This is a genomic window from Variovorax sp. 01T432 (assembly GCF_056398605.1).
In genome coordinates, this window is sequence record NZ_JBFTPS010000006.1 from 1 (window position 1) to 23,900 (window position 23,900).

At 69.1% G+C, this 23,900-nt stretch carries 24 protein-coding genes; 15 read left to right on the plus strand and 9 right to left on the minus strand.

Annotated features, from left to right (window positions below):
* Window positions 1-197: 197 nt before the first annotated feature.
* Window positions 198-977, minus strand: coding sequence for a hypothetical protein (locus tag AC1DNF_RS06740; RefSeq protein ID WP_478147793.1), 780 nt, complete (start codon window positions 975-977; stop codon window positions 198-200).
* A 334-nt stretch (window positions 978-1,311) separates the two neighbouring features.
* Here AC1DNF_RS06740 and AC1DNF_RS06745 point away from each other — a divergent pair, with 334 nt between their 5' ends.
* From AC1DNF_RS06745 to AC1DNF_RS06760, 4 genes are all read left to right on the plus strand, one after another.
* Window positions 1,312-1,977, plus strand: coding sequence for a trimeric intracellular cation channel family protein (locus AC1DNF_RS06745; RefSeq protein WP_478147794.1), 666 nt, complete (start codon window positions 1,312-1,314; stop codon window positions 1,975-1,977).
* Between the two features lie 97 nt (window positions 1,978-2,074).
* Window positions 2,075-2,671: an RNA polymerase sigma factor gene (locus AC1DNF_RS06750; RefSeq protein ID WP_478147795.1), complete on the plus strand. Its 597-nt coding sequence runs from the start codon at window positions 2,075-2,077 to the stop codon at window positions 2,669-2,671.
* Between the two features lie 195 nt (window positions 2,672-2,866).
* Entirely contained in the window at window positions 2,867-3,484 is a 618-nt protein-coding gene (locus AC1DNF_RS06755) for an anti-sigma factor family protein (RefSeq protein WP_478147796.1), read from the plus strand.
* A gap of 5 nt (window positions 3,485-3,489) precedes the next feature.
* Window positions 3,490-4,326, plus strand: a complete 837-nt coding sequence (locus AC1DNF_RS06760; protein WP_478147798.1) for a caspase family protein — start codon at window positions 3,490-3,492, stop codon at window positions 4,324-4,326.
* Between the two features lie 3 nt (window positions 4,327-4,329).
* Here AC1DNF_RS06760 and AC1DNF_RS06765 read toward each other — a convergent pair whose 3' ends face one another.
* Window positions 4,330-5,262, minus strand: coding sequence for an alpha/beta fold hydrolase (locus AC1DNF_RS06765; RefSeq protein WP_478147799.1), 933 nt, complete (start codon window positions 5,260-5,262; stop codon window positions 4,330-4,332).
* A 137-nt stretch (window positions 5,263-5,399) separates the two neighbouring features.
* Between AC1DNF_RS06765 and AC1DNF_RS06770 the strand changes: the two genes are divergently transcribed.
* The 10 genes from AC1DNF_RS06770 to tagF all read left to right on the plus strand — a co-directional run bounded on the left by AC1DNF_RS06770 (window position 5,400) and on the right by tagF (window position 16,338).
* Window positions 5,400-5,972: a hypothetical protein gene (locus tag AC1DNF_RS06770; RefSeq protein ID WP_478147800.1), complete on the plus strand. Its 573-nt coding sequence runs from the start codon at window positions 5,400-5,402 to the stop codon at window positions 5,970-5,972.
* Between the two features lie 244 nt (window positions 5,973-6,216).
* Window positions 6,217-6,531 carry a hypothetical protein gene (locus tag AC1DNF_RS06775; protein ID WP_478147801.1) on the plus strand — a complete coding sequence of 105 codons (315 nt, stop codon included), beginning with the start codon at window positions 6,217-6,219 and terminating at the stop codon, window positions 6,529-6,531.
* Window positions 6,532-6,558: 27 nt separating this feature from the next.
* Entirely contained in the window at window positions 6,559-8,139 is a 1,581-nt protein-coding gene (locus tag AC1DNF_RS06780; RefSeq protein WP_478147802.1) for a DUF4384 domain-containing protein, read from the plus strand.
* Entirely contained in the window at window positions 8,123-8,545 is a 423-nt protein-coding gene (locus AC1DNF_RS06785) for a hypothetical protein (protein ID WP_478147803.1), read from the plus strand. The genes AC1DNF_RS06780 and AC1DNF_RS06785 overlap by 17 nt, the downstream gene beginning before the upstream one ends.
* Window positions 8,546-8,576: 31 nt before the next feature.
* On the plus strand, window positions 8,577-9,311 hold the full coding sequence (locus AC1DNF_RS06790) for a GIN domain-containing protein (protein WP_478147804.1): 735 nt from the start codon (window positions 8,577-8,579) through the stop codon (window positions 9,309-9,311).
* Between the two features lie 62 nt (window positions 9,312-9,373).
* Complete coding sequence (locus AC1DNF_RS06795) at window positions 9,374-9,988, plus strand: OmpA family protein (protein WP_478147805.1); 615 nt, start codon at window positions 9,374-9,376, stop codon at window positions 9,986-9,988.
* A 125-nt stretch (window positions 9,989-10,113) separates the two neighbouring features.
* Complete coding sequence (gene tssJ / locus AC1DNF_RS06800; RefSeq protein ID WP_478147806.1) at window positions 10,114-11,310, plus strand: type VI secretion system lipoprotein TssJ; 1,197 nt, start codon at window positions 10,114-10,116, stop codon at window positions 11,308-11,310.
* The gene (locus AC1DNF_RS06805) at window positions 11,310-12,434 is read left to right on the plus strand and encodes a DotU/TssL family secretion system protein (RefSeq protein ID WP_478147807.1); all 1,125 of its coding nucleotides are present in this window, start codon (window positions 11,310-11,312) and stop codon (window positions 12,432-12,434) included. The genes tssJ and AC1DNF_RS06805 overlap by 1 nt, the downstream gene beginning before the upstream one ends.
* Complete coding sequence (gene tssM / locus AC1DNF_RS06810) at window positions 12,431-15,754, plus strand: type VI secretion system membrane subunit TssM (RefSeq protein ID WP_478147808.1); 3,324 nt, start codon at window positions 12,431-12,433, stop codon at window positions 15,752-15,754. The genes AC1DNF_RS06805 and tssM overlap by 4 nt, the downstream gene beginning before the upstream one ends.
* Window positions 15,748-16,338: a type VI secretion system-associated protein TagF gene (gene tagF, locus AC1DNF_RS06815; protein WP_478147809.1), complete on the plus strand. Its 591-nt coding sequence runs from the start codon at window positions 15,748-15,750 to the stop codon at window positions 16,336-16,338. The genes tssM and tagF overlap by 7 nt, the downstream gene beginning before the upstream one ends.
* Here tagF and AC1DNF_RS06820 read toward each other — a convergent pair.
* The 6 genes from AC1DNF_RS06820 to AC1DNF_RS06845 form a co-directional block, all read right to left on the minus strand.
* Entirely contained in the window at window positions 16,302-17,042 is a 741-nt protein-coding gene (locus AC1DNF_RS06820; protein WP_478147810.1) for a PP2C family protein-serine/threonine phosphatase, read from the minus strand. The genes tagF and AC1DNF_RS06820 overlap by 37 nt on opposite strands.
* Complete coding sequence (gene tagH / locus AC1DNF_RS06825; protein WP_478147811.1) at window positions 17,024-18,268, minus strand: type VI secretion system-associated FHA domain protein TagH; 1,245 nt, start codon at window positions 18,266-18,268, stop codon at window positions 17,024-17,026. Before tagH ends, AC1DNF_RS06820 begins: the two co-directional genes overlap by 19 nt.
* A 12-nt stretch (window positions 18,269-18,280) precedes the next feature.
* The gene (locus AC1DNF_RS06830; RefSeq protein WP_478147812.1) at window positions 18,281-19,798 is read right to left on the minus strand and encodes a serine/threonine-protein kinase; all 1,518 of its coding nucleotides are present in this window, start codon (window positions 19,796-19,798) and stop codon (window positions 18,281-18,283) included.
* Window positions 19,799-19,806: 8 nt separating this feature from the next.
* A complete protein-coding gene (locus AC1DNF_RS06835; RefSeq protein WP_478147813.1) occupies window positions 19,807-20,679 on the minus strand; it encodes a Tll0287-like domain-containing protein in 873 nt (290 codons plus the stop codon).
* Window positions 20,680-20,742: 63 nt separating this feature from the next.
* Entirely contained in the window at window positions 20,743-21,702 is a 960-nt protein-coding gene (locus AC1DNF_RS06840; protein WP_478147814.1) for a FecR family protein, read from the minus strand.
* A gap of 172 nt (window positions 21,703-21,874) precedes the next feature.
* Window positions 21,875-22,579: a Crp/Fnr family transcriptional regulator gene (locus AC1DNF_RS06845; protein ID WP_478147815.1), complete on the minus strand. Its 705-nt coding sequence runs from the start codon at window positions 22,577-22,579 to the stop codon at window positions 21,875-21,877.
* A gap of 141 nt (window positions 22,580-22,720) precedes the next feature.
* Between AC1DNF_RS06845 and AC1DNF_RS06850 the strand changes: the two genes are divergently transcribed.
* A complete protein-coding gene (locus AC1DNF_RS06850; RefSeq protein ID WP_478147816.1) occupies window positions 22,721-23,170 on the plus strand; it encodes a hypothetical protein in 450 nt (149 codons plus the stop codon).
* Between the two features lie 35 nt (window positions 23,171-23,205).
* Here the strand turns inward: AC1DNF_RS06850 and AC1DNF_RS06855 are convergent, their stop codons facing one another.
* Entirely contained in the window at window positions 23,206-23,625 is a 420-nt protein-coding gene (locus AC1DNF_RS06855; RefSeq protein WP_477925131.1) for a helix-turn-helix domain-containing protein, read from the minus strand.
* Window positions 23,626-23,900 lie beyond the last annotated feature (275 nt).

A 23,900-nucleotide genomic window follows, 5' to 3' on the forward strand; every position in this document is an offset into this window, starting at 1 on the left:
TCTTGGGTCGGGTGCCGTCCCTTCGGGGGCGGCCACCTCGCTCGGTGCCCTGTTCACCCAGAGCAGCTCGTGTGCTGTTCTGTGGGATGAAGTTTGCGCCCAAAATCTAGGTGAAAACCCGCAGAAATCGAAGCTCGGTGTTCACGTGCTGGAAACAATGGATCCGGCCTGGCGGGCCGGACCGCGAGGGCACTGCCCTAGTTCACAGGATTCAGCACGAACATCCACGTTTCGCTCGATGGCGAGTCGGGAAATTCGGCCAGCGAATAATCAGACGGCGGAATCGCAGGCCATTTCAGGGTGGGTGAAAATTGCAATTTCACCGCGGGCGAAAGACCGATTGTCCCAAAATAGGCCCCGGTGGCGATCGCATCCAGACCAGTCAAATCCCAAGCCGCCTGACCATTGCTGACGAATTCCGCCGCGCTATTCAGCCCGCAGAATTGTTTGTCGGCATTATCCGGCCAAAGGTACACGCTCGCATTCCGGGCCGTACCGTTCAGGCCGCGAATCAGGCATTTCCCATTGAAGGCGCTCTTGATGACATGGCGGATCAGGCCATTTGCCACAATCGGATAGATCTCCCACTGGGCCTGCGGGCTTGACTGCGACAGGCCACAATGGGTTTCGGGGTATTGGGTCTGGCCCCACGTAAACAGCGAGGGCGTTGTGCTGTTGCCATTGTTGCCATTGTTGCCCAGGATCATGCAGCCCATGTTGCGCAGGACGCCGTCGGACTCCCTGTGGATGCCGGAGATCTCGAAGACGTCCGACACGAACGGATAGGTCTGCGCCAGCGCCGGGGCGGCAGCCAGTCCCAGGCAGCTGCCCAGCATGAACGCACAAAGGGCCCTGGTTCGCCCTCTCCGTCGTTTATCCAAAAGGACGGAACGGCAAATTCTCGCCGCGAGACGACGAATGGCTTCTGAATTTTCATTGGGATAACGCATTATTTCCTCCACTTTGATAAACAGCAATCCTGAACGCTCACGCCGAGACCGGCGCAGGAAGACCTGCGACTCGCAATCCTGGTCAAGCGGCAGTTGCCAGGCGCAGTTTATCCAAACTCCCGCATCTGCGCGTCAATGGGGCGCTTCCCAATTGAATTGACATTGGCCAAAAGCAACAAGACATTGCCGATATCTGTCGCCATACATTTGAATGTTCAATTTGACAATTCCGGCGAAAAACTCGCGAGCGCCTTCACACAATCAGGCCGAGGCGACCTGCCAGGCCTCGCGACCGAAAGGCCAGCAGGCCTACGATGCGCCATCCCCTTGCGGCCGAACAACAAGACCGAGGAGCCCTCCCATGCCGAGCCTGCCACTTGCCCACATGCTGTCACTCTCCAATGCGCAGATCGCCATCGAGGCCGCCGCGACCCTCGCGTTCGCGCTGTCGGGACTGATCGAGGCAGCCCGCAAACGCCTGGATGCCGTCGGCGTATGCGTCGTGGCCGGTCTGGCGGCATTCGGCGGCGGGACGCTGCGCGACATCCTGCTGGACCGCCGGCCCTTTTTCTGGGTCGAGCACGCCGTGTGGTTGTGGTCGCTGCTGGCGGTGTGCATCGCGGCGATGTTCTTCCTGCGCGCCCGCCACTTCGCGCTGACGGAGCGCGCCATGCAATGGCCCGACGCGCTGGGCCTGGGCCTGTTCACCGCCACGGGTACGCAGATCGCCCTCGCCGCGTCGATGCCCGCGATCGTCGCGGTGCTCATGGGTGTGGTGACGGCCGTGTTCGGTGGCGTGCTGCGCGACATCGTCTGCAACGAGATTCCGAGCGCCTTCAGCGACCACCGGCCCTACGCGATCTGCTCCTTTGCCGGCGCGTGGGTGGTGGTGCTCGCACAGTCGATCGACGCACCCGATTGGGCGGGCCTTGTGGCCGCCGCCGCCACGGCCACGCTGCTGCGTGCGATGGCCCTGTGGCTGGGCTGGCGCCTGCCGGAATGGCGATCGGACGAACGCGGTTTCTAGCCTCGGCAAGCCCGAGGCGCGGCCCCGCCTGAAGCCCCTGTATGAACCAGACAGAAACGTTATATTGCGTTACCGCCACCTCATTGCCACCGCTCGCATGGACAACGACGAGGTCAACCAGCTGCTCATACGCATCGGCCGCGAAGACCAGGCGGCGTTTCGTCAGCTGTACAAGGCATTCAGTCGCAGGGTCTACGCATACGTGCTCAACATGCTGCACGACCATGCGCGCGCGGAGGAAGTCGTGGTCGACACCCTTTACGAGGTCTGGCGCCACCCCGACCGTTTTCGAGGCGATTCGCAGTTCTCCACCTGGCTCATCGGGATCGCGCGCAGAAAGGCGCTGATGGTCTATCGCGCGCGCCGGCCCGACGAGGTGCATGGCGATCTCGAAGACATCGCCGAGGTCACCGCTTCGGACACGCCCGACGGCTACGCGGAGTTGGCGGGAAAGCAGCGGCGCGAAGGCGTGCAGCACTGCATGGGCAAGCTGTCGGACGAGCATCGCGAATGCCTGCACCTGGTGTTCTTCGAGGGCATGGGCCTGGCTGAAGTGGCGCAGGTGCAGAACTGTCCCGAGGGCACCGTCAAGACGCGCTTGTTCCATGCCCGCCAGAAGATCAAGAATTGCCTCCAGTCCCTTCTGCGCAGCGAGGGCGGTGCTCCCGGCGTCAAGGGGGCGCTCGCATCCTGAAAAATAATAGATTGAACCGTCTACCGATCCCGCGCAACCCAGACGCGACACGGGGCACCTCCCGTGCAGGTTGATCGGGTTCCCGATGCGGTCGGATGCGCACGCTAGGATGGACAACGATCGGGTCAGTCACGGGCTCGGACGAGCCGAAGAATTCTGGGTGGTGAGCACGATTGCCACCGGAGCACAGGCATCATGAACGAACGCTTCGAAGAATTGCTCCCCTGGTACGTCAACGGCTCGCTGGGCGCCGAAGACCGCGCCTGGGTCGACGCCTATCTGGAACAGAATCCCGACGCCCGCGACGAGCTGGCCTGGTTCCGCTCGCTGCAGCAACGCGTGCAGGAAAACGCCCCGGCCGTGCCGGAGACGATCGGCCTGGCACGCGCCATGCGCCTGATCCAGGGCGACCGTCCGACCCTGGCCGAACGCATCGGCGCCCTCTTCGGCAACTTCGGCATGCGCCCGAGCTATGCGTTGGCCGCCCTGGCGATCATGGCGGTGCAGGCCGGCGTGATCCTGAACCTGCTCGGCGACGCCCGCGAGAACGCCGACGAAATACGCGCGCTGCACGCAGTCCACGTCGAAGAGGGCCCGATGCTGAAGATCAGCTTCGCACCCGACGCCAAGGAGACCGACATCCGCATGCTGGTGGTCCAGGTCCAAGGCGAGTTGGCTGGCGGCCCGGGCCAGCTCGGCGACTACTACCTGCGGGTGCCGGCCGGCAGCGAGGCCGCGGCCCTCGCCCGTGTGCAGGCCGCCCCGATCGTCCAGGCCGCTTCGCTGGCACCCGGCGTGCCGCCCCGGGAGTAGCCGTCATGAGCACGCCGCTGACTCGCCGCGAGCTGCTGCGCAGCGCCCTGGGCGCCGCGGTGCTGCCTTTCGGGCCGGCCATGAGCGCGCCTGTCGGCGGTAACGCCGCCGAGTCGCGCATCGCCCTGGTGATCGGCAATGGCGCCTATCGCGCCGCACCTCTGAAGAACCCGCCCGGCGACGCCAGCGCCGTCGCGGCGGCGCTGCGCGGCCTCGGCTACGAGGTAACCCTGCATCAGAACACCCGGCTCGCGGAGCTGATCGAGTCGCTGCGCGAGTTCTCCGTGCGCGCGCCCAAGGCGTCGGTTCGCGTGCTGTTCTATGCCGGCCACGGCGTTCAGGTCAAGGGTCGCAACTACCTGGTGCCGATCGACGCCGACCCGGCGTCGGAAGAGGACATCCAGCGGCAAAGCGCGGACGTCGGCGAGTTCGTCGACCGGCTCAGCGCCATCAAGTCCGGCACCAACATCGTGGTACTCGACGCCTGCCGCGTGAACCCGTTCGCCGGTGGCGTCGTCGTCGGGCCCGATGGACGGCGCCTGAAATTCCGCGGCGCGACGCCGGGTGGCCTGGCGGCGCTCGATGCGCCAGTGGGCACCCTGGTGGCTTTCTCGACCGCGCCGAACGGCGTGGCGCTCGACGGTGCCAGCGGCGAGCACAGCGTCTATGCGCGTCACCTGCTGGCCAACCTGCCGACGCCGGGGCTGCAGATCGAGCAGCTTTTCAAGCGGGTGCGCATCGGCGTGGCCGAAGACACCGGGCGTGTGCAGGTGCCCTGGGAGTCGTCGAGCCTGACGGCCGACTTCTGCTTCAAGACGGACGACAAGGGGCGCTGCGGCTGAGCCTCAGGCGTGGTCGTCCAGGAAGCGTTCGAGATCGTGCGCGAAGCGCAGCGGTTCACTGACATGCGGCGAGTGGCCGGCACGCGGGTAGACCGAGATCCGCGCGTGCTTGACCGTGTCGCGATACCAGGCATCGAGCGGGAGACCGGCATAGTGCGGGCTGTGCGCCCCGAGCACCACGAACAGCGGGGCGTCGAGGCGCGACAGCGACGCGCGGAAGTCGGCCAGCGCCATCGATTCGGCAAGGTCGAGCAAGGGCCGGACATCGATGCGCCCCAGGCGCCGGCGCAGCATCCGCCCGAGCGCGGCATCGACGCTCAGCTGGCGCCTGAGCCAAGGGCCTCCCAGCGCGCCGACCTCGTTCAAGAGCGTCTCGGCCAAATCCCGGCGCGCGCCCGCGATCAATCCCGACAGCATCGCCGCGCTGCAGCCGCCGAACAGCCCGAGACTCCAGCTGTCATCTGTCACGATGCGCGGCGACTGGTCGACCAGCGCCACCGCCGCGACGCGCTGCGTGCCGTAGGAATGCAGGTATTGCATCAGCGTCAGCGCGCCCATGGAATGCCCGACCAGCACCGAGCGCTGCAGCCCGAAGTGGTCAAGCATCTCGGCCAGGTCGCTCGCCAGTCGAGCCAGCGTGATGCTGCCGAGCACCGGCCGGCAATTGCCATGGCCGCGTGCGTCCCAGGCGAGCACGCAATGGCGCCGCGCCAGCCGTCGCGCCACAGGAATCCAGTCGCGATGCGAGCACCCGACCCCATGCACCAGCACCAGCGGCGGGCCGTCGCCGAGCACGTAGACGGGAACCACCTGGCCGTCGCTGGCCGTGAAGCTGTCGTACTCGCCGGCAGCAGGAGGGCCGAGGCCCACCAGCCCGAAATTGCGCAGCGCCTGCAAGGCGCCGAGCAAGCCGGTCAGGCGGGGTGGGTTCGGCATGGCGGGTGAATCCTAAGCTGGCGCGCAGCCCGGCCGAAATAAGCTTGAACCGATCCTGAACTCTGCGCAACCCATGGGGCGGAGGCAAGCAAATCTGCAAGCTCCATTCAACCCTTCGCCACTCTCAGGAGATCATCATGCAAGTCGTTCGCCAAGCTTCCCTCATCGTCGCCCTCGGTTTCGCCTTCAGTGGCGCGATGGCCGGCGAAATCGCGGGCTCCACCGTGTTGTCCACGGGCGCCGTCAACACCTCGGCCGGCTTCCTGGCCACGGCGCGCCAGAACATCGGCGTGGCCGAGGACAACGGCAAGATCACCAACAGCACGGTGATCGTCAACGGCGCGGCCAACACCGCCGCCGGCTTCCTCTCGACCGCGACGCAGAACGTCGGCCACGCCACGCAAAACGGCAAGATCACCAACAGCGTCATCCTCGGCCAGGGCCTGAACAACACGGCCGCCGGCTTCCTCAGCACCGCCACGCAGGAAGTGGGCTTCGCCAAGGACAACGGCACCGTGGAGAACTCCCTGGTGCAAGCCAACGGCGCAAGCAACGTCGCGGCCGGCTTCCTGTCGACCGCCCGCCAGCAGATCGGCGGAGCGCAAGGCAACGGCAAGCTGACGAATTCGACGGTCATCGCCAACGGCTCGGTCAACACCGCCGGCGGTTTCCTGTCCACCGCCGACCAGAGCATCGGCGTCGCCAAGTAAGCCAGTCCCTGCCGGCTTCCCGCCGGTAGCGAGGCCCGGTCCTCTGTCTTGCCCCTTCGCCTCCGGGCGGAAGGTCGGGATGGGGCACCGGGCCTCGCGCTTGGTGTGAGCGTGCGAGGCCCGGGCAGGCACTTCGCGCCCAATGACCTTGAACCGTTTCCGAGCCCAGCGCAACCCATGGACCAGAAGGCATTCGCCACCAGGCACCACCCCAACCCCGGCAACCACCCAAAGGAGACCCGTCATGCAAGTCGTTCGCAAAGCTCCAGCCCTCGCTCTCCTGGCCGTCGCGCTGGCCTCCGGCGTCAACGCATTCGCGGGCCAGGAACTGTTGGGCGTCGACGCGCAGTTCCGCGCTCGGATCGCCAAGGAGAAGATCCGCATCAGCGCACAGCAGCGCCAGGCCGATGCACAGGGAAAGACCTCGGACCAAAGCAGCTGCGGGAGCCAGAGCATCGGCAACATCGACACCGGCGGGCGCATCGGCGCCGCGCCGCGCGAGGTGTTCGTGTTCGCACCCAATGCCATCAACATCGTCGGGCGCGGCGGCTGCCGCTGAGCGGCAACCCCGCAGATCGGAGATCCCATGAACCCGCCCCGCATCTTGCGCCCTCTCGTGCTCGCAGGCCTCGCCGCACTCGCCGGCTGCCAGACGCTTGAGGTCAAACAACCCACGGTCGAGCAGACGGCCGTGATCCGCCAGGGCCCCGAGGATCGCGCGCGACGCTCGATCACGGGCTTTTCGCAGGCCCTTCGCTGCATGGACACGCTGATGCTCGACTACGGCGTGCGCGACGTGACCATGCTGACCGAAGAGATCACGGACGAGACGAAGAAGTTGAACGCCGGATCGCGCGACATGCTGATCTCGGCGGTGTCGGACCTGTCGCGGCGCAGCCGTGCGGTGCGCCTGGTCGCGTTCGGCAAGGACACGATGAACGTCATCAGCTTCCTGGCCACGGCCCAGAGCGCGGCGGCCTACCAGGCGGTGCCGCTGTACGACATCAAGGGCTCCGTGTCGCAGTTCGACGAGAACCTGATCAAGAACCAGAAAGACCTCGGCTTCGGCATCTCGCCGTTCATCAACCTCGGCATCGCACGAGACGCTGCCTCCAGCATGCTGGCGCTCGACCTGAGCGTGCTGACGACGAGGGACATGGCGGTGCTGCCGGGCGTCACCTCGCGCAATTCGGTGGTGATCCTGAAGCAGGGCAGCGGCTTCGACGGCGATGCCGCGTATCACAAGTTCGGCATCAACTACAGCATGAACCTGGCGCGTGCCGAAGGCCAATCGCAAGCGCTGCGCGGGCTGGTCGAGCTGGCGGTGGTCGAGCTCGTCGGCAAGCTGACAAAGACCCCCTACTGGACCTGCCTGGGCGTGACCGACCCGAAGGCGAACGAAGAAACCCGTCTCGAAATGTTCGACTGGTACCACGCGATGGCCGCGACGCGCGTCGAGCTGATCGCGTACTTCCAGAACCAGTTGCGCCGACGCTGGTTCTACGACGGGCCGATCGACGGCGAATTCAATCCCGCCATCGACGAGGCGATCTCGAACTATCGCGCCGCACTCGGCCTCAGCCGCGAGGCCCTGCTGGACGAGGAATTCTTCTATGCCTTCCTCGCGGCCGACCACACCAAGATCAAGCCACCGGCGCAACCGGCGCGCTACGTGCCGCCGGCCACCGTGGCCGCGGCCCCCGGATCGCCGCCGACGCCCGCAGCCGCGGCACCGGCGCAGCCGCTGAGACTGTCGCTGACGACGACGCCGAAGCAGCAGACGCGCTTTGCCCGCGGAGAGTCGATCAACCTCGCGCTCGCGCCGTCGACGGATGCGCATGTCTACTGCTACCTGCAGGATGAGGACGCCAAGGTCATCCGCTTCTTCCCCAACCGATTCGCCCGCGATTCGCGCATCGCCGCGGCCCAGCCGCTCAAGCTGCCCGGCGCGATGCGCTTCCAGCTCACGATGAATCCGAAGGGCGTGACCGAGACCATCTCCTGCTTCGCAACGCCGCATGACGTGCTGGCTTCGCTGCCGCAGGCCTTGGTCGGCACCGACTTCGAACCCTTGCCCGGCGCCACGCTCGATCTGATCCGCGACGCCTTTGTCAAAGCCAGCGGCGGCTCGCTCGCCCAGGAGGACTTCCGTGTACAAGCCAGATAACACCCATCCCGATCAAGGGAAGCGGCGCGGCGTTCGCCTGGCCGCGATGACCCTGGCAGCCCTGGGCGCCTCGATCGCCTTGCTGCTGCAGGTTCCTCCAGGCGCGGCGGCGGGCATCTCCGCCGGCGGCGACGATCGCATCGCGTCCCGCGTCCCGCCCACGCCCACCCCCGCGCCGGCGGCACCGAACCAGAAGGCGTCAGGCACCTATCAGCTGCGCTGCTGGCAGTACGGCCGCCTGCTGTTCGACGAGGGGCCGGTCACCCTGGGAGCCGAAGCACGGCAGAGTGCGAAGCTCGTGGCCATCGACCGCTACGGCGCGCCGCTGATCATCACCGATGCCAGCGGGACCACCTGCCTGGCGCGCCCCTCCGCCGCGCCGCCCAGCCTCGCGCTGCCGCGCTGAAGCCATCGCCCACCGCATCAGGAGCCGCACCATGCGCTGGTTCACCGACGCGTTCCCGGCACGACTCTCGCTCCGGGCCAAGGCCATGGCCGCCGGCTGTGCCGCGGTGCTTGCCGCGGCCCTGCCCGAGGCGGCACCGGCGGCCACCGAAGCGCGCAGCGTCGCCGACTTCGACCAGGTCGTGTTCGCCGTCGCGGGCGAAGTCAGCGTCGAACAGGGCCCGCGCGAAACGCTGACCCTGGACGCCGAACCCGCGGTGCTGCGCAAGATCACGACCGAGGTTCACGATCGACGCCTGCTCATCGGCCTTGCGCCCGGCCGGATCGAGACGCAGCAGCCGATCCGGATGAAGCTCGGCGTGCGCATGCTGCGAAGCTTCGAATCCCGTACCGCCGGTGCGATCCACATCGGACCGCTGCGCGGCGACGCGCTCACGCTGGTGCTGGCCGGTGGCGGCTCGATCCGCCTCGATCGCCTGGACGACGCGCGCAGCCTGGAGGTGCGCATCACCGGCGCCGGCGATGTCGCGGTCGGAGGCGGCAAGGTGACGGCGCAGCAGCTCGCCATCACCGGCATGGGCACCTATTCCGCACCCCAACTCGCCAGCGAACGCGCCGAGGTCGCGATCGACGGCAATGGCGAGGCGCAACTCGCCGCGAGCCATACGCTGGCCGTGCGCATCGGCGGTGTCGGTCACGTGCGCTATCACGGCGACCCGGCAGTGACGCGTTCCATCCGCGGCATCGGCTCGATCGAGAAAGATTGAACCGCCCCGGCGGCGCGCGCAACCCATGGGCATCGACGAATCCAACGCCCAAGGAGCCCGAAATGAAGCGCCACCTCAGCATCCTCGCCCTCGCCCTGGCAGCCGCCCTGATCACCCCCCATGTGCATGCCGAGAAGGTCGTCATCTATCGCGAGGGCCAACTCGTGGACCCGCTGGATGTGGCGGCCGTGCTCGGGAAGACCCGCTCGATCCGCCTGCTCGATGATGCGCCGCCCGCGGAGCCGGCGAAGTTCACGAAGGTGGCGGCGTCTTCGGTGACGAAGGCCTCGGCAAGCCCTTCGGCCGCCGCATCCCGCGCCCGTCATGACTCGAACGCCGAGGCCGCGGCGCTGTCCCTGCCGGTGCGCTTCGCCTTCGGGTCCGCCGACATCCTTCCGGCCGCGCGGGCCCAGCTCGACGCGGTGGCCGAAGGCATCAAGCTGCTCTCGCCGAAGGTCGTCGTCACGGTCGAAGGCCACACCGACGCCGTCGGCGGCGATGCCTACAACCTCGCGCTGTCGCGCGAACGCGCCGGCGCCGTGCGCGACTATCTCGTGCGGCACCACGGCATCGAGGCCGCGCGCCTGAAGACCGTCGGCTACGGCGAAAGCCGGCCGCTCGAAGGCGTCGATCCATACGCCGCCGAGAACCGCCGCGTGCAGTTTCGCGGTGCCTGAACGGCGGCGCGCTCCCCTTGTGCCGTCGCGGCGCAGCGCAGAGAATGGAATGCACTCGCTACTCCGCAACTCTCGTCACACCGGTCCGGGCTGTCCATGGCTCGGGTCGTACCTTCGTTGCCCGCATGAGCCGCCGTCGCCTGCTCGCCTGCCTCGGGCTCATGCCCGTACTATGGAGCGGGTTCTGCAACGCCCAGCCACAGGCCAAGGTCGAAGCCCCGCGGCAACGCCGCGTGGCTCTGGTGATCGGCAACGGGCGCTACCCCGACATTCCGCTGAACAATCCCGAGCACGACGGCCGCCTGATCGCCCAGGTCCTGCGCGGCCTCGACTTTGAAGTCGGCGAGTACCTCAATCTCAATGCCCGCGACTTCAAGCGCGTCCTGCGGGAGTTCGCGCGCCGCATGGACGACGATCAGGTCGCGTCGGTCTTCTACTATGCCGGCCACGGCGTGCAGATCGGCGGGCGCAACTACCTGCTGCCGGTCGACATCGCGCTGCGCGATGAGGCCGAAGTGCGCGACGAGGCCATCGACCTGCAGGAAGCCCTGCTCGCGCATGTGGACCGGGTGCGCCCACGCGCGCGCATCTTCATCATCGACGCCTGCCGCAACGACCCCTTCGCGGCTCGCGGGCGCGCTTCGCGCAACGCCAACGGCCTGGCCGAGATGGCGGCCCCGGGCGCCCTCATCGCTTTCTCCGCGGCCCCCGGCGGGGTCGCCGAGGACGGCCCGATCGGCGGCAACAGCATCTACACGCGTCACCTCGCCACCGAGCTTCGCGCTCCCGGCGTCGAAGTCGAGGACATGATGAAGGCGGTACGCATCAAGGTGCTGCGCGACACCGCCCAGCGCCAGGTTCCCTGGGTGAACACCTCGATGGTCGTGAACTTCATGTTCAACCCCGGCGCGGCGCCGGTACTGGCCGGGCCCAAGCGCAGCCTGCAGCTGCTCGTGCAGGCAACGCGCAGCTTGAACACCGATGCGCGCGATGCCTCGGCCTCGCTGGCGCTGCGGGTCTATGTGTTGCGTGATGCGAGCGGTTTCGAGAAGGCGAGCTTCGACAGCCTCTACGACGACGACGAAGCCACCCTCGGATCGAACGTGCTGGTGCGCGAGAAGCTGTTCCTGCGCCCCGGCGAAGCGCGCGAACTGGCCCTCGAACTCAGCGGCGACGCCCGTGCGATCGCGGTTTTCGGCGCGTTTCGGGAGATCGAGCACTCGCAATGGCGTGCCGTCCTTCCCGTGCCTGTCGGGACCTTGGCGCCGAGGCTGCGTGTCGAAGCCCAGGCGCGCCAGCTGCAGATGGGGTGGGCGAAGTGATGCGCCCCGGCGAAGCGCCCGCATCGCCGGCTGTCGACGCACCCGGCGTCGACGAACCGCCCGCCGCGCGCGCGCTGCGCGCCCAGGCGCTCCCGCTGGTCGCCTTGATGGCCCGCCTGCGAGACGCGACACCCGCCGATCCGGCGGCGCTGCGGCGCACCCTGGCCGCGGCGGTGAACCGTTTCGAGGCCGAAGCGCGCGTCAGCGGCGTCGACGAGGCCAGCGTCGCCGCCGCGAGCTACGTGCTCTGCGCCTGGGGCGACGAGCAGTTCGGCGCGGCGCCCTGGGGTGCGGGAGGCGCCGGACTGCTGCAGCGCTTTCACGGCGAGTCCGACGGCGGCGACAAGCTGCTGCGCCTGCTCGCGCGGCTCGCCCAGAAGCCCCGCGAGCACCGCGCGCTGCTCGAACTCATCCACACCTGCCTGAGCCTCGGGCTGCGCGCGCGCATGGGCCTGGACAACCGCGAGCACGAAGCCCTGCGCTCGCGCGTGCACCTCGCGCTGCAGCAGGTGACGCCGGTTCCGGCCCTGATGGCCCCCTGGCATTGCGCGGCTGCCGCCGCCAGCCCGCCGCGGGCGCCGCGCGTCGCCTTGCCGGCGGTCCTGCTGCTGGGCGTGCTCGCCTTGGCGGTGTACAGCGCCAGCCAGCTGCAGCTCGCCGCGCGCGTCGACGGTGTGCTGGCCTCGTTGCAGCGGCTCGTGCCGGCACGCACCGCCGCTGTGTCGACCCTCGCCGGCACGGCAACGGCGCCCCCGCGGCTGGCCTCCCAGTTGCGCGACGACATCGCCGCCGGTCGGTTGTCGGTCCGCGACGAGGCGCTGCGCAGCGTGGCCGTGATCGGCGCCGACGCGCTGGACAACGCCAATGGACCACTGACGCGCCTGGGTGCGGCGCTGGCGAAGCTGCCGGGCAAGGTGCTGGTGGTCGGCTACACCGATGGCAGCGATCCTCCGACGGCTCGCACGCCCTCGGCCTGGCATCAGGCGATGGAATGGGCGCGCGGCGCCGCCGACGCCTTGCGGCCACAGCTCGGCGATGCGCGGCTCGCGGTCGAGGCGCGTGTGGAGACCACCACGGCCGGCGCGCCGCTGCGCCGCGTCGAGATCGTCCTGTTCCCGGAATGAAGGCGTCGACACGCTTCGCGCAGGCCGCCGTGAACCTCGGCGCGGCAGCCGCCTTGCTGTGGTTCGCGGCACCCCTGCTCGCCTTCGGCACCCGGCACCCCTTCGACGACACGCGCGCACGCCTCGCCTTGCTCGCGCTGGCGGCGCTCCTGCTGTTCGGTCTGCGCTCGCTGCGGGTGCTGCTGGCCCGACGACGCAACGCGCAGCTGCTGAAGGGCCTCGAATCCGGCGATGCCGGCCCCGAACTGAGCCAGCGCTTTCGCAAGGCCCTTGCCATGCTGCGGCAGGGCGTCGAAGCCCAGGGCACGACCCGCTGGTGGCAGAGCCGCCGACAGGTGCAGCAGTTGCCCTGGTACCTGATCATCGGCGCGCCCGGGGGCGGCAAGACCACCGCGCTGTTGCATTCGGGCCTGCGCTTTCCGCTCGCCGAACGCCTCGGCCGCGACCCGCTCGCGGGCATCGGCGGCACGCGCCAATGCGACTGGTGGTTCAGCCAGGACGCCGTGTTCATCGACACGGCCGGACGCTACACGACGCAGGACAGCGACGCGGCGGCCGACGCCCGCGAATGGCAGCAGTTCCTCGCGCTGCTGCGCCGGCACCGGCCGATTCAGCCGATCAACGGCGTGATCGTCAGCGTCAGCGTGCCCGACCTGCTGCATGGCGGCGCGGAGCTCGAGCGCCAGGCGGCCGCGGTCGCGGCACGCCTGGACGAACTGCGCCGCGAGCTCGATCTTTCCTTTCCGATCTATCTGCTGGTGACCAAGGCCGACCTGCTCGCCGGCTTTGTCGAGACCTTCGGCGATCTCGACGCCACGCAGCGCGAGCAGCTCTGGGGCCTGGTCTTCGACCCCGATGTCGCCGGCGTCCCGGCCGATCTCGGGCCGCGCCTGGCCGAGCTCGCCCATCGCCTGGCGCGGCGCGGACCCGAGGCGCTGCAGCATGAACGCACGCCGCAGCGCCGCCTGCCGATCTACACCTTCGCGGCGCAGTTCGAAGCGCTGCTCGCGCCCCTCGAAGGCTTCGTGCGCCTGGCCTTCGCCGGCACGGCCGCAGAGCCCTCGCAGCGCCTGCGCTCGATCGCGCTGACGAGCGGCACCCAGGAAGGCAATCCGATCGACCGGGTCATCGGCGAACTCGCGCGCAGCCACGGCCTGGCGCTCAAGCCCCTGGCGCGACCCGACGCGGGCGGCAAGTCCTTTTTCCTGAGCGCGCTGCTGAAGGGCCTGGTGATCGCCGAAGCGCCGCTGGCGGGCCGGCGGCTGCAGCGGCTGCGTTGGCGTCGGCGAACCGCCCTGTTCGGCGCCGGCTTTGCCGGCGCCGCGCTGCTCGCCGCCTCCGCCCTGTGGTGGCAGAGCTACCGGCGCAACCTCGACTACGTCGACGCCGTGCGCACGCGCGTCGAGCAGCTGACCCAGCGCATCGGCCCGCTGGAATCGGCAAGCCTCGAGCAGGTGTTGCCGCTGTGTTCGCTGCTCGAGCGACTGGCCGCGAACGATGGCATCGATCCGAACGAGCCGCCCGCCGGCTTCGGCTTCGGTCTGTTCCAGGGGCCGCGGCTGGCGCGCCTGGCGGAGCAGGCCTACCGCGAGATGCTCGATCGCGGTCTGGCACCGCTGCTCATCGAGCGCTTGCGCCGCGACCTGCGCGAGGCCCAGTACAGCGCGACGCGCTACGAGGCGCTGCGCGCTTCATTGATGCTCGCCAGCCCGACGCGGCTGGTCCGCGGCGAGCTGCGGCCCTGGGTCGAACAGGCGCTGGCACAGGCGGGCGGCGCCGGCGAGCGCGCCGAATGGGCGCGCCATGTCGACGCCCTGCTCGAGCGCAGCGGGCTTCCCGAGGCAATGCGCGCCGACGATGCGGGAGTGCGTGCGGCGCGCAGCGCGCTGGCGGCGCTGCCGCTCGCGCAGCGCGTGCACGAGCGCCTGCTGCGACGCGTGCCCGACCCCGAGCCGCCGCAGGATCTGCCGACACGCCTCGGCACGGCCGGCGCCCTCCTGTTCGCGGCATCGAGCGCCGGGCCGATGCCGGCGCATTCCAGCGCCGGCGAGTGGCGGCGCAAGCTCCTGCCGGTGCTCGAAGCCACCTTCGATGAACTCGCGAACGAGGCGGACTGGGTGCTCGGTGACACCGGCGGCGACGTCAGACGCCTGCAGACGGACCGCGCCTGGCGCGACGAAATCGCCACGCAGGTCGGCCAGCGCCAGGCTCAGCGCGTGATCGACGCCTGGTCGCGCCAGCTCGATGCCCTGGCGCTGGCGCCCGGCACCGATGCGGATGGCGCCTCGCGTCAGGCCGCCGAGCTCACGGCGCCCGATTCGCCGCTGCGCCGCCTCTTCACGCGCCTGGCCGACGAATTCAGCGCAACCCCCCAGGGTGGGAGCACGGCCGAAGCCGCCTTCGACAGCGCGCTGCGGGCACGCTTCGGCGCCCTTGGCGACTACGCGGCAGGCGCCGGACCGCAAGCGCTCGACCGCCTCCATGCCCTGGCCGCCGGCAAGCGAGACGCGACCTCCTCCGCCGAACTCGACGCCACCTTGCGCACCGAGGCCGCCAGCGCGCCGGTGGCGCTGCGCAAGGTCTACCTCGGCCTCGGCACGTTGATGCGCGCGCGCGGCGGCGCCAAGCCGAGTTTCGACGCCGCGCTGGCCGAGCTCGCGCAGACCTGCAACGCATTGACGCGCGAGCGCTTCCCCTTCGGCGCAGTCACGTCGCGGGACATGGCGCCGTCAGACTTCGCGCGCCTGTTCGGACCCGGTGGCCTGTTCGACGAGTTCCGGCGCAGCCAGTTGAGCGAACGTGTAGACACTTCGACCCGGCCTTGGAAGGCGCGCAGCGCGGCCGCCGATGCGGGTATGCCGGGTGCATTCGAGCAGGCGGCGGGCATCGGCGCCCTGTTCTTCCCCGGGGGTGCACCGCTTCCCGAGCTCAGGCTGCGCCTGACGCCGCTGCGCATGGATGCCGAGCTGCTGCAGTTCAGCATCGACGTCGACGGCCAGCTGCTGCGCTTCGAGAACGGTCCTCCACGCGCCAAGGAACTGGTCTGGCCGGGGCCGGCCTCGACGCAGAAAGTGCTGATGCGTATCGTGCCGCCCGGTCCCGCCGGGGTCGGCGCCGAAATCCATGAAGGTCCGTTCGCCTGGCTGCGGGTGCTGTTGCGCGGCGACTGGAAGGGCGAGCGGGGCGCGCCCCCGCGCCTGGCCTTCGTCGTCGACTCACGCACCCTCGAGGTCGAGGCGAGCGCGGCCGGTGCGCCCGACGCGGATATCTGGACCCTTCGGGAGCTGGCACGCTTTCGCTGCCCGCAAGCACCATGGTGAAGCTGCCGTCGCGTCGCGTCTGCTGGTACGGCAAGCTGCCCACGCGCGGAGACTTCGTCGGCCGCGGCTTGCCGCCACGCTGGCGCGGCGACTGGGATGGCTGGCTGCAGCGCGGCCTCGCCCTCGCCGCCACGATGGTGGATGGCGGCGCGCTGCGCGAACGCCTGGGCGGCTTCGCGCCGTGGCGCTATGCGGCCCTGCCGGCGCCCGGCGAGTTCTGGAGCGGCATCATGGTGGCTTCGCATGACCGCGTCGGACGCGCTTTTCCACTGACGCTGGCCGAACGCCTTGCCGCCCCCGCGTCACCGGATGAAAGCGCAGTCCGACTCGCGTCGCTGCTTGACGCGGCAGCCGAAGGACCCGACGCGCTCGAGGCGGCGATCGCCGCCCTGCCGCCGCGCTCCGGGCAGGCATCCGCCGATCCCGCCCAGGCCTGGCCGCCGGCGCCGGCCAGCCTCTGGTGGCCGCTTGATACCGCGCACGACGCCGTTCCCCGGACCTCGGCTTGGCCGCCGGAGCCGGCGCTGCTGCTCGAACTGCTCGATATTCAGGCCGCCGAGCACCAGATCGCGAGCGCGGAATAGTTGTCCTGGTCGCTGCGTTCGACTTGCCGCACCGCCGCTTCGAGGCGATCGAGCCAGGCCTGGACGCCGCTGCACCCGGCCCTGCTGCTCGCCATCGCACCATCGTCGAAGGCCGACCACAGGCCGTCGCTGCACAACAGCAGCGCGTCTCCCGGAGCGAGCACCTGCGGCCTTTCCAAGGCCTCGAAATCGAAGCCTTCGGGGGAGCCGAGCGCCGATGTCAGCTGGCCCGAGGCGGCGGCGCTCGCACGCAGGCCGGCGTCGCGCAGGCGCTGTTCGAGGCTTTGATCCCGCGTGCGCCCGACCAATCGGGCACCGTGCCAGCGGTACAGGCGCGAGTCGCCGGCATGGGCCCAGAGCGCCGCGCCATCCTGGAGGTCGAGCAGCAGCACCACGATGGTGGTGCGCATGTCGGCCGTCGGGGTACCGGCGACCTGTTGCACGACGACCGCGTCGTTGGCCCCCTGGACCAGCGACTGCAGCGCGTTCAAGCTGACCTCCGGATGGAGCGCGAAGGCCTCGAGCACATGCGTCACGGCGGCGCGCGATGCCGCCTGGCCGCCTCCATGCCCACCCGCGCCGTCGCACAGAACGGCGACAAGGGAAGCGGCGCCTTCCCAATAGCCGAAAGCATCCTCGTTGCACTCGCGCCGTCCGGTGCGCGACAGCGCAGCCAGCGAGACGCTCAACGCGCGCCCGGCCATGGAGCCTCCGGCGGTGCGGGTTTGGCATCGGCATCGACGCGCGACTGGGCTTCATAGGCACGCAGGAATTCGCGTCCGAAGATGGTCTCGAAATCGTCGTCCAGATGCTCGAGCAGTTGGGCGTGCTGCATGCGATGGCGCTGCCAGAGGGCCGCGGCGCGGAGCAAGGGCAGGCGCGAGATGCCGTGCGCCGAACCCTCCGCCTGCTCGACGGCTTCGGGACCCAGCCGGGAGAAGAGCTCGAACACCGCCGCGCGCATGCCCGCCACCATGGCCACCTGGTGCACCAGCAGGTCGCGATGTGCATCGTGCAGCGCCGCCACGGGGTCGAGGAAGCCGGGGCTCGCGTCACGCTGCAGCATGCGGGTCAAGGCTTCGGTCGCGTCCGGCGAGAACTTCAGCGGGTTGTTCTGGCGCGGTGCGATGTGCGTACCCTCGGCGCGCATGTGGCGCTTTGCGACCGCGCGGCTCTGCAGCAGCGCGAGTGTGCCTTCGGCCGTCGCCCGCAGCAACGCGCCGAGGTGCTCCATCCACTCCGGCGTGGGCGGCGCCGGATCGGTGACCAGGCCGGCGCCGCGAGCGAAAGCCGCCGCAAGCTCGCGCAACTCCGGGGGACCGTCGGGTCCATCCGCCGACCGGTGAGGGGCCTTCCGCGCCAAGGGCGCTTCGTCGGGGGCCGCGGCCGGTGCCGGCGAGAGAGGCGGCGCCGGCGGTATCGAGGGCGCACCCGGCGCCATGGGTGCGCCGGTGCGCACGACATGCCGGCTCGCCTGCCAGGACACGACCGCGCTGGTTGCCGCCGCCTCGGGCGAAGGTGCAAGGGCCGGCAGCGGCGATTCGGCCGCGAGGGGGTCGGGCGCCCCATCCAGATCGAACCAGCGATCCAGACGCGAGCGCCGCGCCGCCGCCTCCGCGACGGGCTCGACGGCGAGCTCGAAGCCGCCGACGCGCAAGCGATCGCCCGCCAGCAGGGCCCGTTCGGCGCCCGGGTCGAGCTGCATGTCGTTCACCCACAAGGGTGCGCTGCTGCTGATGCAGCGTACGCGCGCGGCGTGGCCGACGGCCGTCACTTGCGCATGCTGGCGCGACACCAGGCGCAGCGGGTCGGCCAGCACGAGGCCGCAATCGTCGGCGCGGCCGATCGTGAGGCCCTCGGGCGGCAGCGCAAGCGCAGTCGCATCGGGTTCGGTGGCGCCGGGCCGGCGCGTGACACGCAGCGCGATCACGGCGGACCCCCATCAACCGAGGGCACGCCACAGGTCGGCCTGCACGCGGCGGGCGTCGACGCTGGGCGTGAGCTGTTCCAGCACGTGGGCGACGAATTGCTCGCGGGTCTGGGATTGGGCGGCGCAGCGCTTGGCGACGACCCGCGCGATCGGCCCCAGCGAGGCGAGCAGTGCGGAGGCGGCCTTGTCGACATCACCGTCGCGCATCGGCGCGCCGATCGGGGTGGTGGCATCGAGCTGCGTGGCCCTGACATCGGTCGCCGCCGCGGGGACCGGCGTCCCGGTGCGCGGCCCACCGGCCTTGGCCAGGAAGCGCTCGCGCGCATCGAAATCGGGGATCGCACCGGCGACGGCCCGGCGCACGTCCGCCAGCGAGCTCAGGCCGCGCGCGGCGCGGCGTACCAGCACGCGCGCCACGGCCCCGACGTGCGGGGCCAGTTCGCGCTCGATCGCGGCCAGCGCCGCGGAGTCCCATCCGGTGGGCACGGGGACCGAGGGCGGCCCGGTGCCGGGCATCGACTTCGAGCGCGTCAGGCGAATCGTCGTCGTCGAACCGGGTACCGGCGGTGCCGAGCGCGGGTCGGGTCTGGAAGAGCCGGACGCGGCGGGCTCCTTCGCGACGACCGGGTTCGCCTCCAGGCCTTCGATCCGCGGCGCGAGAAGGATGTCGGCGGGTAGCACATCCGGCAGCGCCTCGGTGGCGAGTGCCCGCAGCGCGGTGGCCATTCCCAGGGCGCTCGAAAAGCGCTGCGCCGGATCCTTTGCCAACGCCAGGTCGAGCACCGCATCGAAGGGCTCGAGCGCGGCGTCGTTGGTCAGCTCGATCAAGGGCTTGTGCGGTTCGTAGACGATCTTGTACATGATCGCCTCGTCCGTGCCGGAGAACGGCGTCGTCCCGCTCAGCATCTGATACAGCAGCACGCCGGCCGAGAACACGTCGACGCGCCGGTCGACGCTGCGGTCGGTGTACTGCTCGGGTGCGATATAGCCCGGCGACCCGACCACCGTGCTGGCACGCGTCAGGTTGGAGGATTCGGTTCGCGCGATCCCGAAATCGGTGATCTTGAGGCGTCCGTCATCGGCGATCAGCAGGTTGGCCGGCTTGATGTCGCGGTGCACGATGCCGCGCTCGTGGGCGTAGTGCAAGGCGTCGAGCAGCTGCAGCATGAGGCAGAGGACCTGCGGCACCGCCAGCTTGCGCGGCGGCTGGATATAGTCCCGCAGGTTTCGGCCCGCGACGTATTCCATGACGATGTAGGCGCAGTCCTCGTCTTCGCCGAACTGATAGATCGGGACAATGTTGCGGTGGGTCAGCCGCCCCGCGGCCTTGGCTTCCACACGGAATCGCGCCGTCACGCTGGGTTCGTCGCCGCTCGATTCGAGCAGGCGCCGGTGGATCGTCTTGATCGCCACCGGACGGTCGATGGCCGGGTCGTGTGCCAGGTACACCATGCCCATCGCGCCCGAGCCGACCACGCCGCGGATCTGGTACGGACCGACGAAAGATGGAACGGGCGCGGACATATGCATGCTCAAGCTCATGCGTCGAGCATCTTGATCGCCTGGTCGAGGCTGTTGCGCATGCGCCTGAACGAATCCGCCAGCGTCCCGATTTCGTCATGGCCCTTCGCCGCGAATTCCGGGGCTTCGAGTTCGCCCATGCTGACGCGGTTGGCCAGCTTCGACAGCAGCGTCACCGGCCGGATCACGAGCAGGTAGAGCATCAGGTTCAGCACGATGCCGATCGCCACGAAGATGCCGATGAGCGATGCCATGAAGACCTTGAAAGCCTGGTCGGCGCGCGCCAGCGGCACCGACATCGGCACCGACACCACCTGCGCGCCGATCACTTCATTCATCTGCCAGCCGAAGCCGTTGGATGGGCCGTATTTGTCGATCAGCGTGCGCGGCGCCGCCTCGGCCGTGCTGTGGCAGGCCAGGCAGGCGGCATTCGTGATGCGCAGCGGGCGCGCGATGTAGAGCGACCGCCCGGTCCCCGACTCGCGCTCGCCGACGAACTCCTTCTGGTCGGCCTGGGTGCGGAAACGATTCACGATGTCGGCTTCCCAGTCCACCGCCCGGTCGCGCAGGTTGGTCGGATTCAGGGTCGCTTCCTTGTAGGTGTAGTCGGGGAAGCTCTTGGCCAGCGTCGCCAGCACCTCGGTCGCGGAATAGGCCGGCACCGACTGCGGCAGGAAGGTGTATTTCATCTGCGTTTCGAGCAGCGGGCGGATCTGATCGTTGGTGTAGGAGCGAATCGCCACCGCCTTCTCCATCGTCAGGCGCGCGTGGTCGAGCACCTCCTGCTTGGCGTTGCCTTGCAGCATGTCGTGGGAAACCTTGCCGGCGCCGGCCACCCCCGCGACGAAGACCACCAGGAAGATCAGATTGAACTTAAGCAGAAGGCCCATGAAAGATTCTCCAGTCCCGGCTGTCCGTGACAGTCGCTGAGTTGCGCCCAGAGGCGCCACGGTTCACTGCGATTTGCCCCCGACGCCGGTGCCATCCGCAGCCGCGGCCGCGGCTGCGGCGGCCCGGGCGGCCCTGGCTGCCTGGCGCGCGGCCTCGCGCRCGCGCCGACGCTCGGCCTCTTCCGCCATGCGGCGTGCATAGCCTTCGGGGTCCGCATAAGGTTCCCATTCGGGGTGCTGCGCCAGATCGGCCTTGGCCGCCGCGCGAAAGGTCAGGTCGGTTGCGCGCTGTCGCCACAGCGGCAACAGCGGCAGTCGCAGCGCCGGTTCGGTGCGCAGCCAGGCGGCCACATCGCTGTAGCCGATCTCGCCGAGCGCCTTGGGTGCCACATTGCGCTTGGCGAACTGCTCGCCGCGCGCGGGCAGACGGTCGCGGAACTGGCGCGGCACCTTGGCCAGGAACTCGGGCGTCGCGCGCCGTGCGACGGTTGGTGCGGCGCCCTCACGCCGCTGCGCGAAGTCGCCGCCGGCCAGTTGCGCGACCGCCGGCGTGCCTTGGCGCGGCGTCAGCTTGGCAGCGCCGCTTTCGAGAAACACCTCGTACTGCGCACCCGTGGTGTAGACGACGCTAGTGGCGGCCTGGGTCGCGATCTCGAAAGTGGGGCTCGCATAGCCGAAGTCGCCGCCGGCGCTGGTCTTGAGCCAGCCCTGGAGCAGATACAGCGGCGGCGCCGTCAGCCCCTTGGCGACGTGAGGGCGCAGCATCAGCCGCGTCGACTCACCGATGCCGACCAGGACCCCCCCGGGAAGTTCGATCTGGGCGAAGGCGCCGGGTGCCGTCTCGATGATGTCCTGGTCGCTCAAGGCCACGCCCTCGGCGAGCGCGTAGCGCGTGGTCTGGCGGATCAGCGTGGCGCTGCCTTCGACGATGCCGACCACGCTGGGAGATTGAGCGCTGACCAGCGAAGACGCGAGCAGGCTCGCGACGCACATCAGCAAGCGGCCGTCCCACGTGAATGCCATCGAGCTTCTCCTCCAGCAACGCCCCCTGCTGCAACGGCGCGTGGGGGGTGCGGTTCCGGGGACATTAGGGCTTATGCCGGGTTCGCGCCATCCGCCGGACGGGATACGACATTTGCGATCCCAAAATGGGGGGAGCTTCGGTCGAGTCGATCGGGGGCGAGCCGGCGACGAGCTAGACCGCTCCCCGCACTTCAGCCACCATGCGCGCCAACCTCTCGACATCGGTCACCCGCAGGGCCTTGTCTTCCTTCGCCAGCACGCCGTCGCGCCGCAGCGCGTTGAACTCGCGAGTCACCTGTTCGCGATTCGTGCCGATCTGGCTGGCGAACTCGGCATGGGTCGGCGCCGGGTCCAGGCGCGCCTGGTTGCCGGAGACGCCCGCGGCGCGCGCCATGCGCAGCAGTTCGGCCTGCACGCGGTTCTGCACGCCCAGCGTGCTGAGGTCGATGACGCGCTCGGACAACTGGCGCACCAGCGCCGCCAGGCCTCGCATCACGCGGCCGGCAACCACCGGCTCGTCTTGCAGCAGGTCCAGGAAGGCATCGCGATCCAGGCTCGCCGCCACGCTGGGCTTGAGCGTGACCACGTCGGCCGAACGCGCCTTGCCGTCGATGGCCGCGATGTCGCCGAAATGCTCGCCGCCCTGCAGATCGCGAAAGGTGACCTGCCGCCCATTGGCCGAGTAGGTCGTCACGCGCAACTGGCCCGAGACCAGGAAGTAGACGTCGCTCTTCTGTTCGGAGCGCAAGAGCAAGGGCTGCCCCGCCGAGATGCTCTGCCACCGGCACTGCTGGGCGAGCCGATCCAGTCTCTGCCGGGACAGCCCCTCCAGCAGCGCGATGTGCCGCAGGGCGAGGCTGGAACGTTCGAGCACCATGGTCGACTCCGGCGGCAGGGTGGCCGATTGAGGAAAGCTGTGCGCAAACGCACAGCCTGGAAGGCGCCGGCGCGACACAGTCACTCCCCGTGATGGCCGCGATTCCCGCGCTCACACACCAGAGCCTAAGGAGATTTGATGATGAATGCCAGGCAACTCTTCGGTCTGTCCGCGCTTGCGTTCGCCGGCGCCGTGTCCGCCCAGACCGTCCCTGCCGAACAATGGGTCGGGGCTCCGATCCCGATGGCGAGCAGCTTCAGCCGTGCGGCCGTCGCCGCGGATTTCGCGGCCAGCCGCGCGGTGGCGCAGGCGCCGCAGGAGCTTCGCGTCGGGCCGCCCGACGCGAGCGGGGGCGCGTTGAGCCGCGCGGAGATCGCGGCGGACCTCAACCTCTGGATCAGGTCGGGGCTGGCCGAGGTCGCGCAGCGGGACAACTTCGACCCTGGCAACCCGGCCTACCGCTCGCAGGTCGCGATGTACCAGCGCATGCGCAACGGCCCGGAGTTCGTGGCCGAAGTCCAGCGCATCAAGGGTGCCGGCATCGCGGCGACCACCAGCGCCGGGCTCGGCATCGGCTCGGACGCGAACTGAAGGACGAGGGAGAGACAGAAGCAGAAGCGGCCGGCTCAGCCGGCTGCGGCGCGCAGAGATTGAACATTGAGTCCGTGTGTTGCGGCGATTGCGGCCAACTCGGCTTGTTGCGAAACTCCGAGCTGATCGACGATCTTTCGTCGCAGCGCACGAATCCTTGGCTCGGCGAGATGCATGAGGGTGGCGATCTCCGGATCACCGAGGCCGGCCGCCACGAGGCGAAAGACATCCACTTCGTCACCGAGCAGCGGCAGGACAGCATCGCCGGCGCACACCATCAGGCCGTAGCCGCTGTGCTCCAGGGCCCACACCGAAGTCCAATCGACAGGTCGCTGGTAGCCATGCAATCGATGATCCAGCAGATAGCCCAACCAGCCGAAGAATCCCCTCGGCCAGTACGCCCTCATGGCCCTCTCGCCGCCGCGAGATGCTTTGCTTTCAACAATGCGCTTCACGGCGCTCCCTGCCTGAGGTTCCTGGGCGCATCGGGTGCGCCGGCCTCATTGTTCGTCGGACTTCTTCATTGCCACCCATTGGCAGCATTGCACCGCATTCTAGATGGCGTTATTGGGCCAATTCCCGTAATTCAAATGGCGGTACGATATTTATCAATTGTCTATTTCTGTGAAGAAAGATTGTCAATTAACCGTGGTTTCTCTCGTTGATATTCCCTTTCGATGAAGAAACCGTCTCCTCGCACGACAGCTGTCGGCATCTCGCCGGTCGTCCG

Coding starts and splice junctions, on each gene's coding strand:
- AC1DNF_RS06745 (WP_478147794.1), top strand. CDS start 1,312: ATGCCGAGCCTGCCACTTGCCCACATGCTGTCACTCTCCAATGCGCAG.
- AC1DNF_RS06750 (WP_478147795.1), top strand. CDS start 2,075: ATGGACAACGACGAGGTCAACCAGCTGCTCATACGCATCGGCCGCGAA.
- AC1DNF_RS06755 (WP_478147796.1), top strand. CDS start 2,867: ATGAACGAACGCTTCGAAGAATTGCTCCCCTGGTACGTCAACGGCTCG.
- AC1DNF_RS06760 (WP_478147798.1), top strand. CDS start 3,490: ATGAGCACGCCGCTGACTCGCCGCGAGCTGCTGCGCAGCGCCCTGGGC.
- AC1DNF_RS06765 (WP_478147799.1), bottom strand. CDS start 5,262: ATGCCGAACCCACCCCGCCTGACCGGCTTGCTCGGCGCCTTGCAGGCG.
- AC1DNF_RS06770 (WP_478147800.1), top strand. CDS start 5,400: ATGCAAGTCGTTCGCCAAGCTTCCCTCATCGTCGCCCTCGGTTTCGCC.
- AC1DNF_RS06775 (WP_478147801.1), top strand. CDS start 6,217: ATGCAAGTCGTTCGCAAAGCTCCAGCCCTCGCTCTCCTGGCCGTCGCG.
- AC1DNF_RS06780 (WP_478147802.1), top strand. CDS start 6,559: ATGAACCCGCCCCGCATCTTGCGCCCTCTCGTGCTCGCAGGCCTCGCC.
- AC1DNF_RS06790 (WP_478147804.1), top strand. CDS start 8,577: ATGCGCTGGTTCACCGACGCGTTCCCGGCACGACTCTCGCTCCGGGCC.
- AC1DNF_RS06795 (WP_478147805.1), top strand. CDS start 9,374: ATGAAGCGCCACCTCAGCATCCTCGCCCTCGCCCTGGCAGCCGCCCTG.
- tssJ (WP_478147806.1), top strand. CDS start 10,114: ATGAGCCGCCGTCGCCTGCTCGCCTGCCTCGGGCTCATGCCCGTACTA.
- AC1DNF_RS06805 (WP_478147807.1), top strand. CDS start 11,310: ATGCGCCCCGGCGAAGCGCCCGCATCGCCGGCTGTCGACGCACCCGGC.
- tssM (WP_478147808.1), top strand. CDS start 12,431: ATGAAGGCGTCGACACGCTTCGCGCAGGCCGCCGTGAACCTCGGCGCG.
- tagF (WP_478147809.1), top strand. CDS start 15,748: ATGGTGAAGCTGCCGTCGCGTCGCGTCTGCTGGTACGGCAAGCTGCCC.
- AC1DNF_RS06820 (WP_478147810.1), bottom strand. CDS start 17,042: ATGGCCGGGCGCGCGTTGAGCGTCTCGCTGGCTGCGCTGTCGCGCACC.
- AC1DNF_RS06830 (WP_478147812.1), bottom strand. CDS start 19,798: ATGCATATGTCCGCGCCCGTTCCATCTTTCGTCGGTCCGTACCAGATC.
- AC1DNF_RS06835 (WP_478147813.1), bottom strand. CDS start 20,679: ATGGGCCTTCTGCTTAAGTTCAATCTGATCTTCCTGGTGGTCTTCGTC.
- AC1DNF_RS06845 (WP_478147815.1), bottom strand. CDS start 22,579: ATGGTGCTCGAACGTTCCAGCCTCGCCCTGCGGCACATCGCGCTGCTG.
- AC1DNF_RS06850 (WP_478147816.1), top strand. CDS start 22,721: ATGAATGCCAGGCAACTCTTCGGTCTGTCCGCGCTTGCGTTCGCCGGC.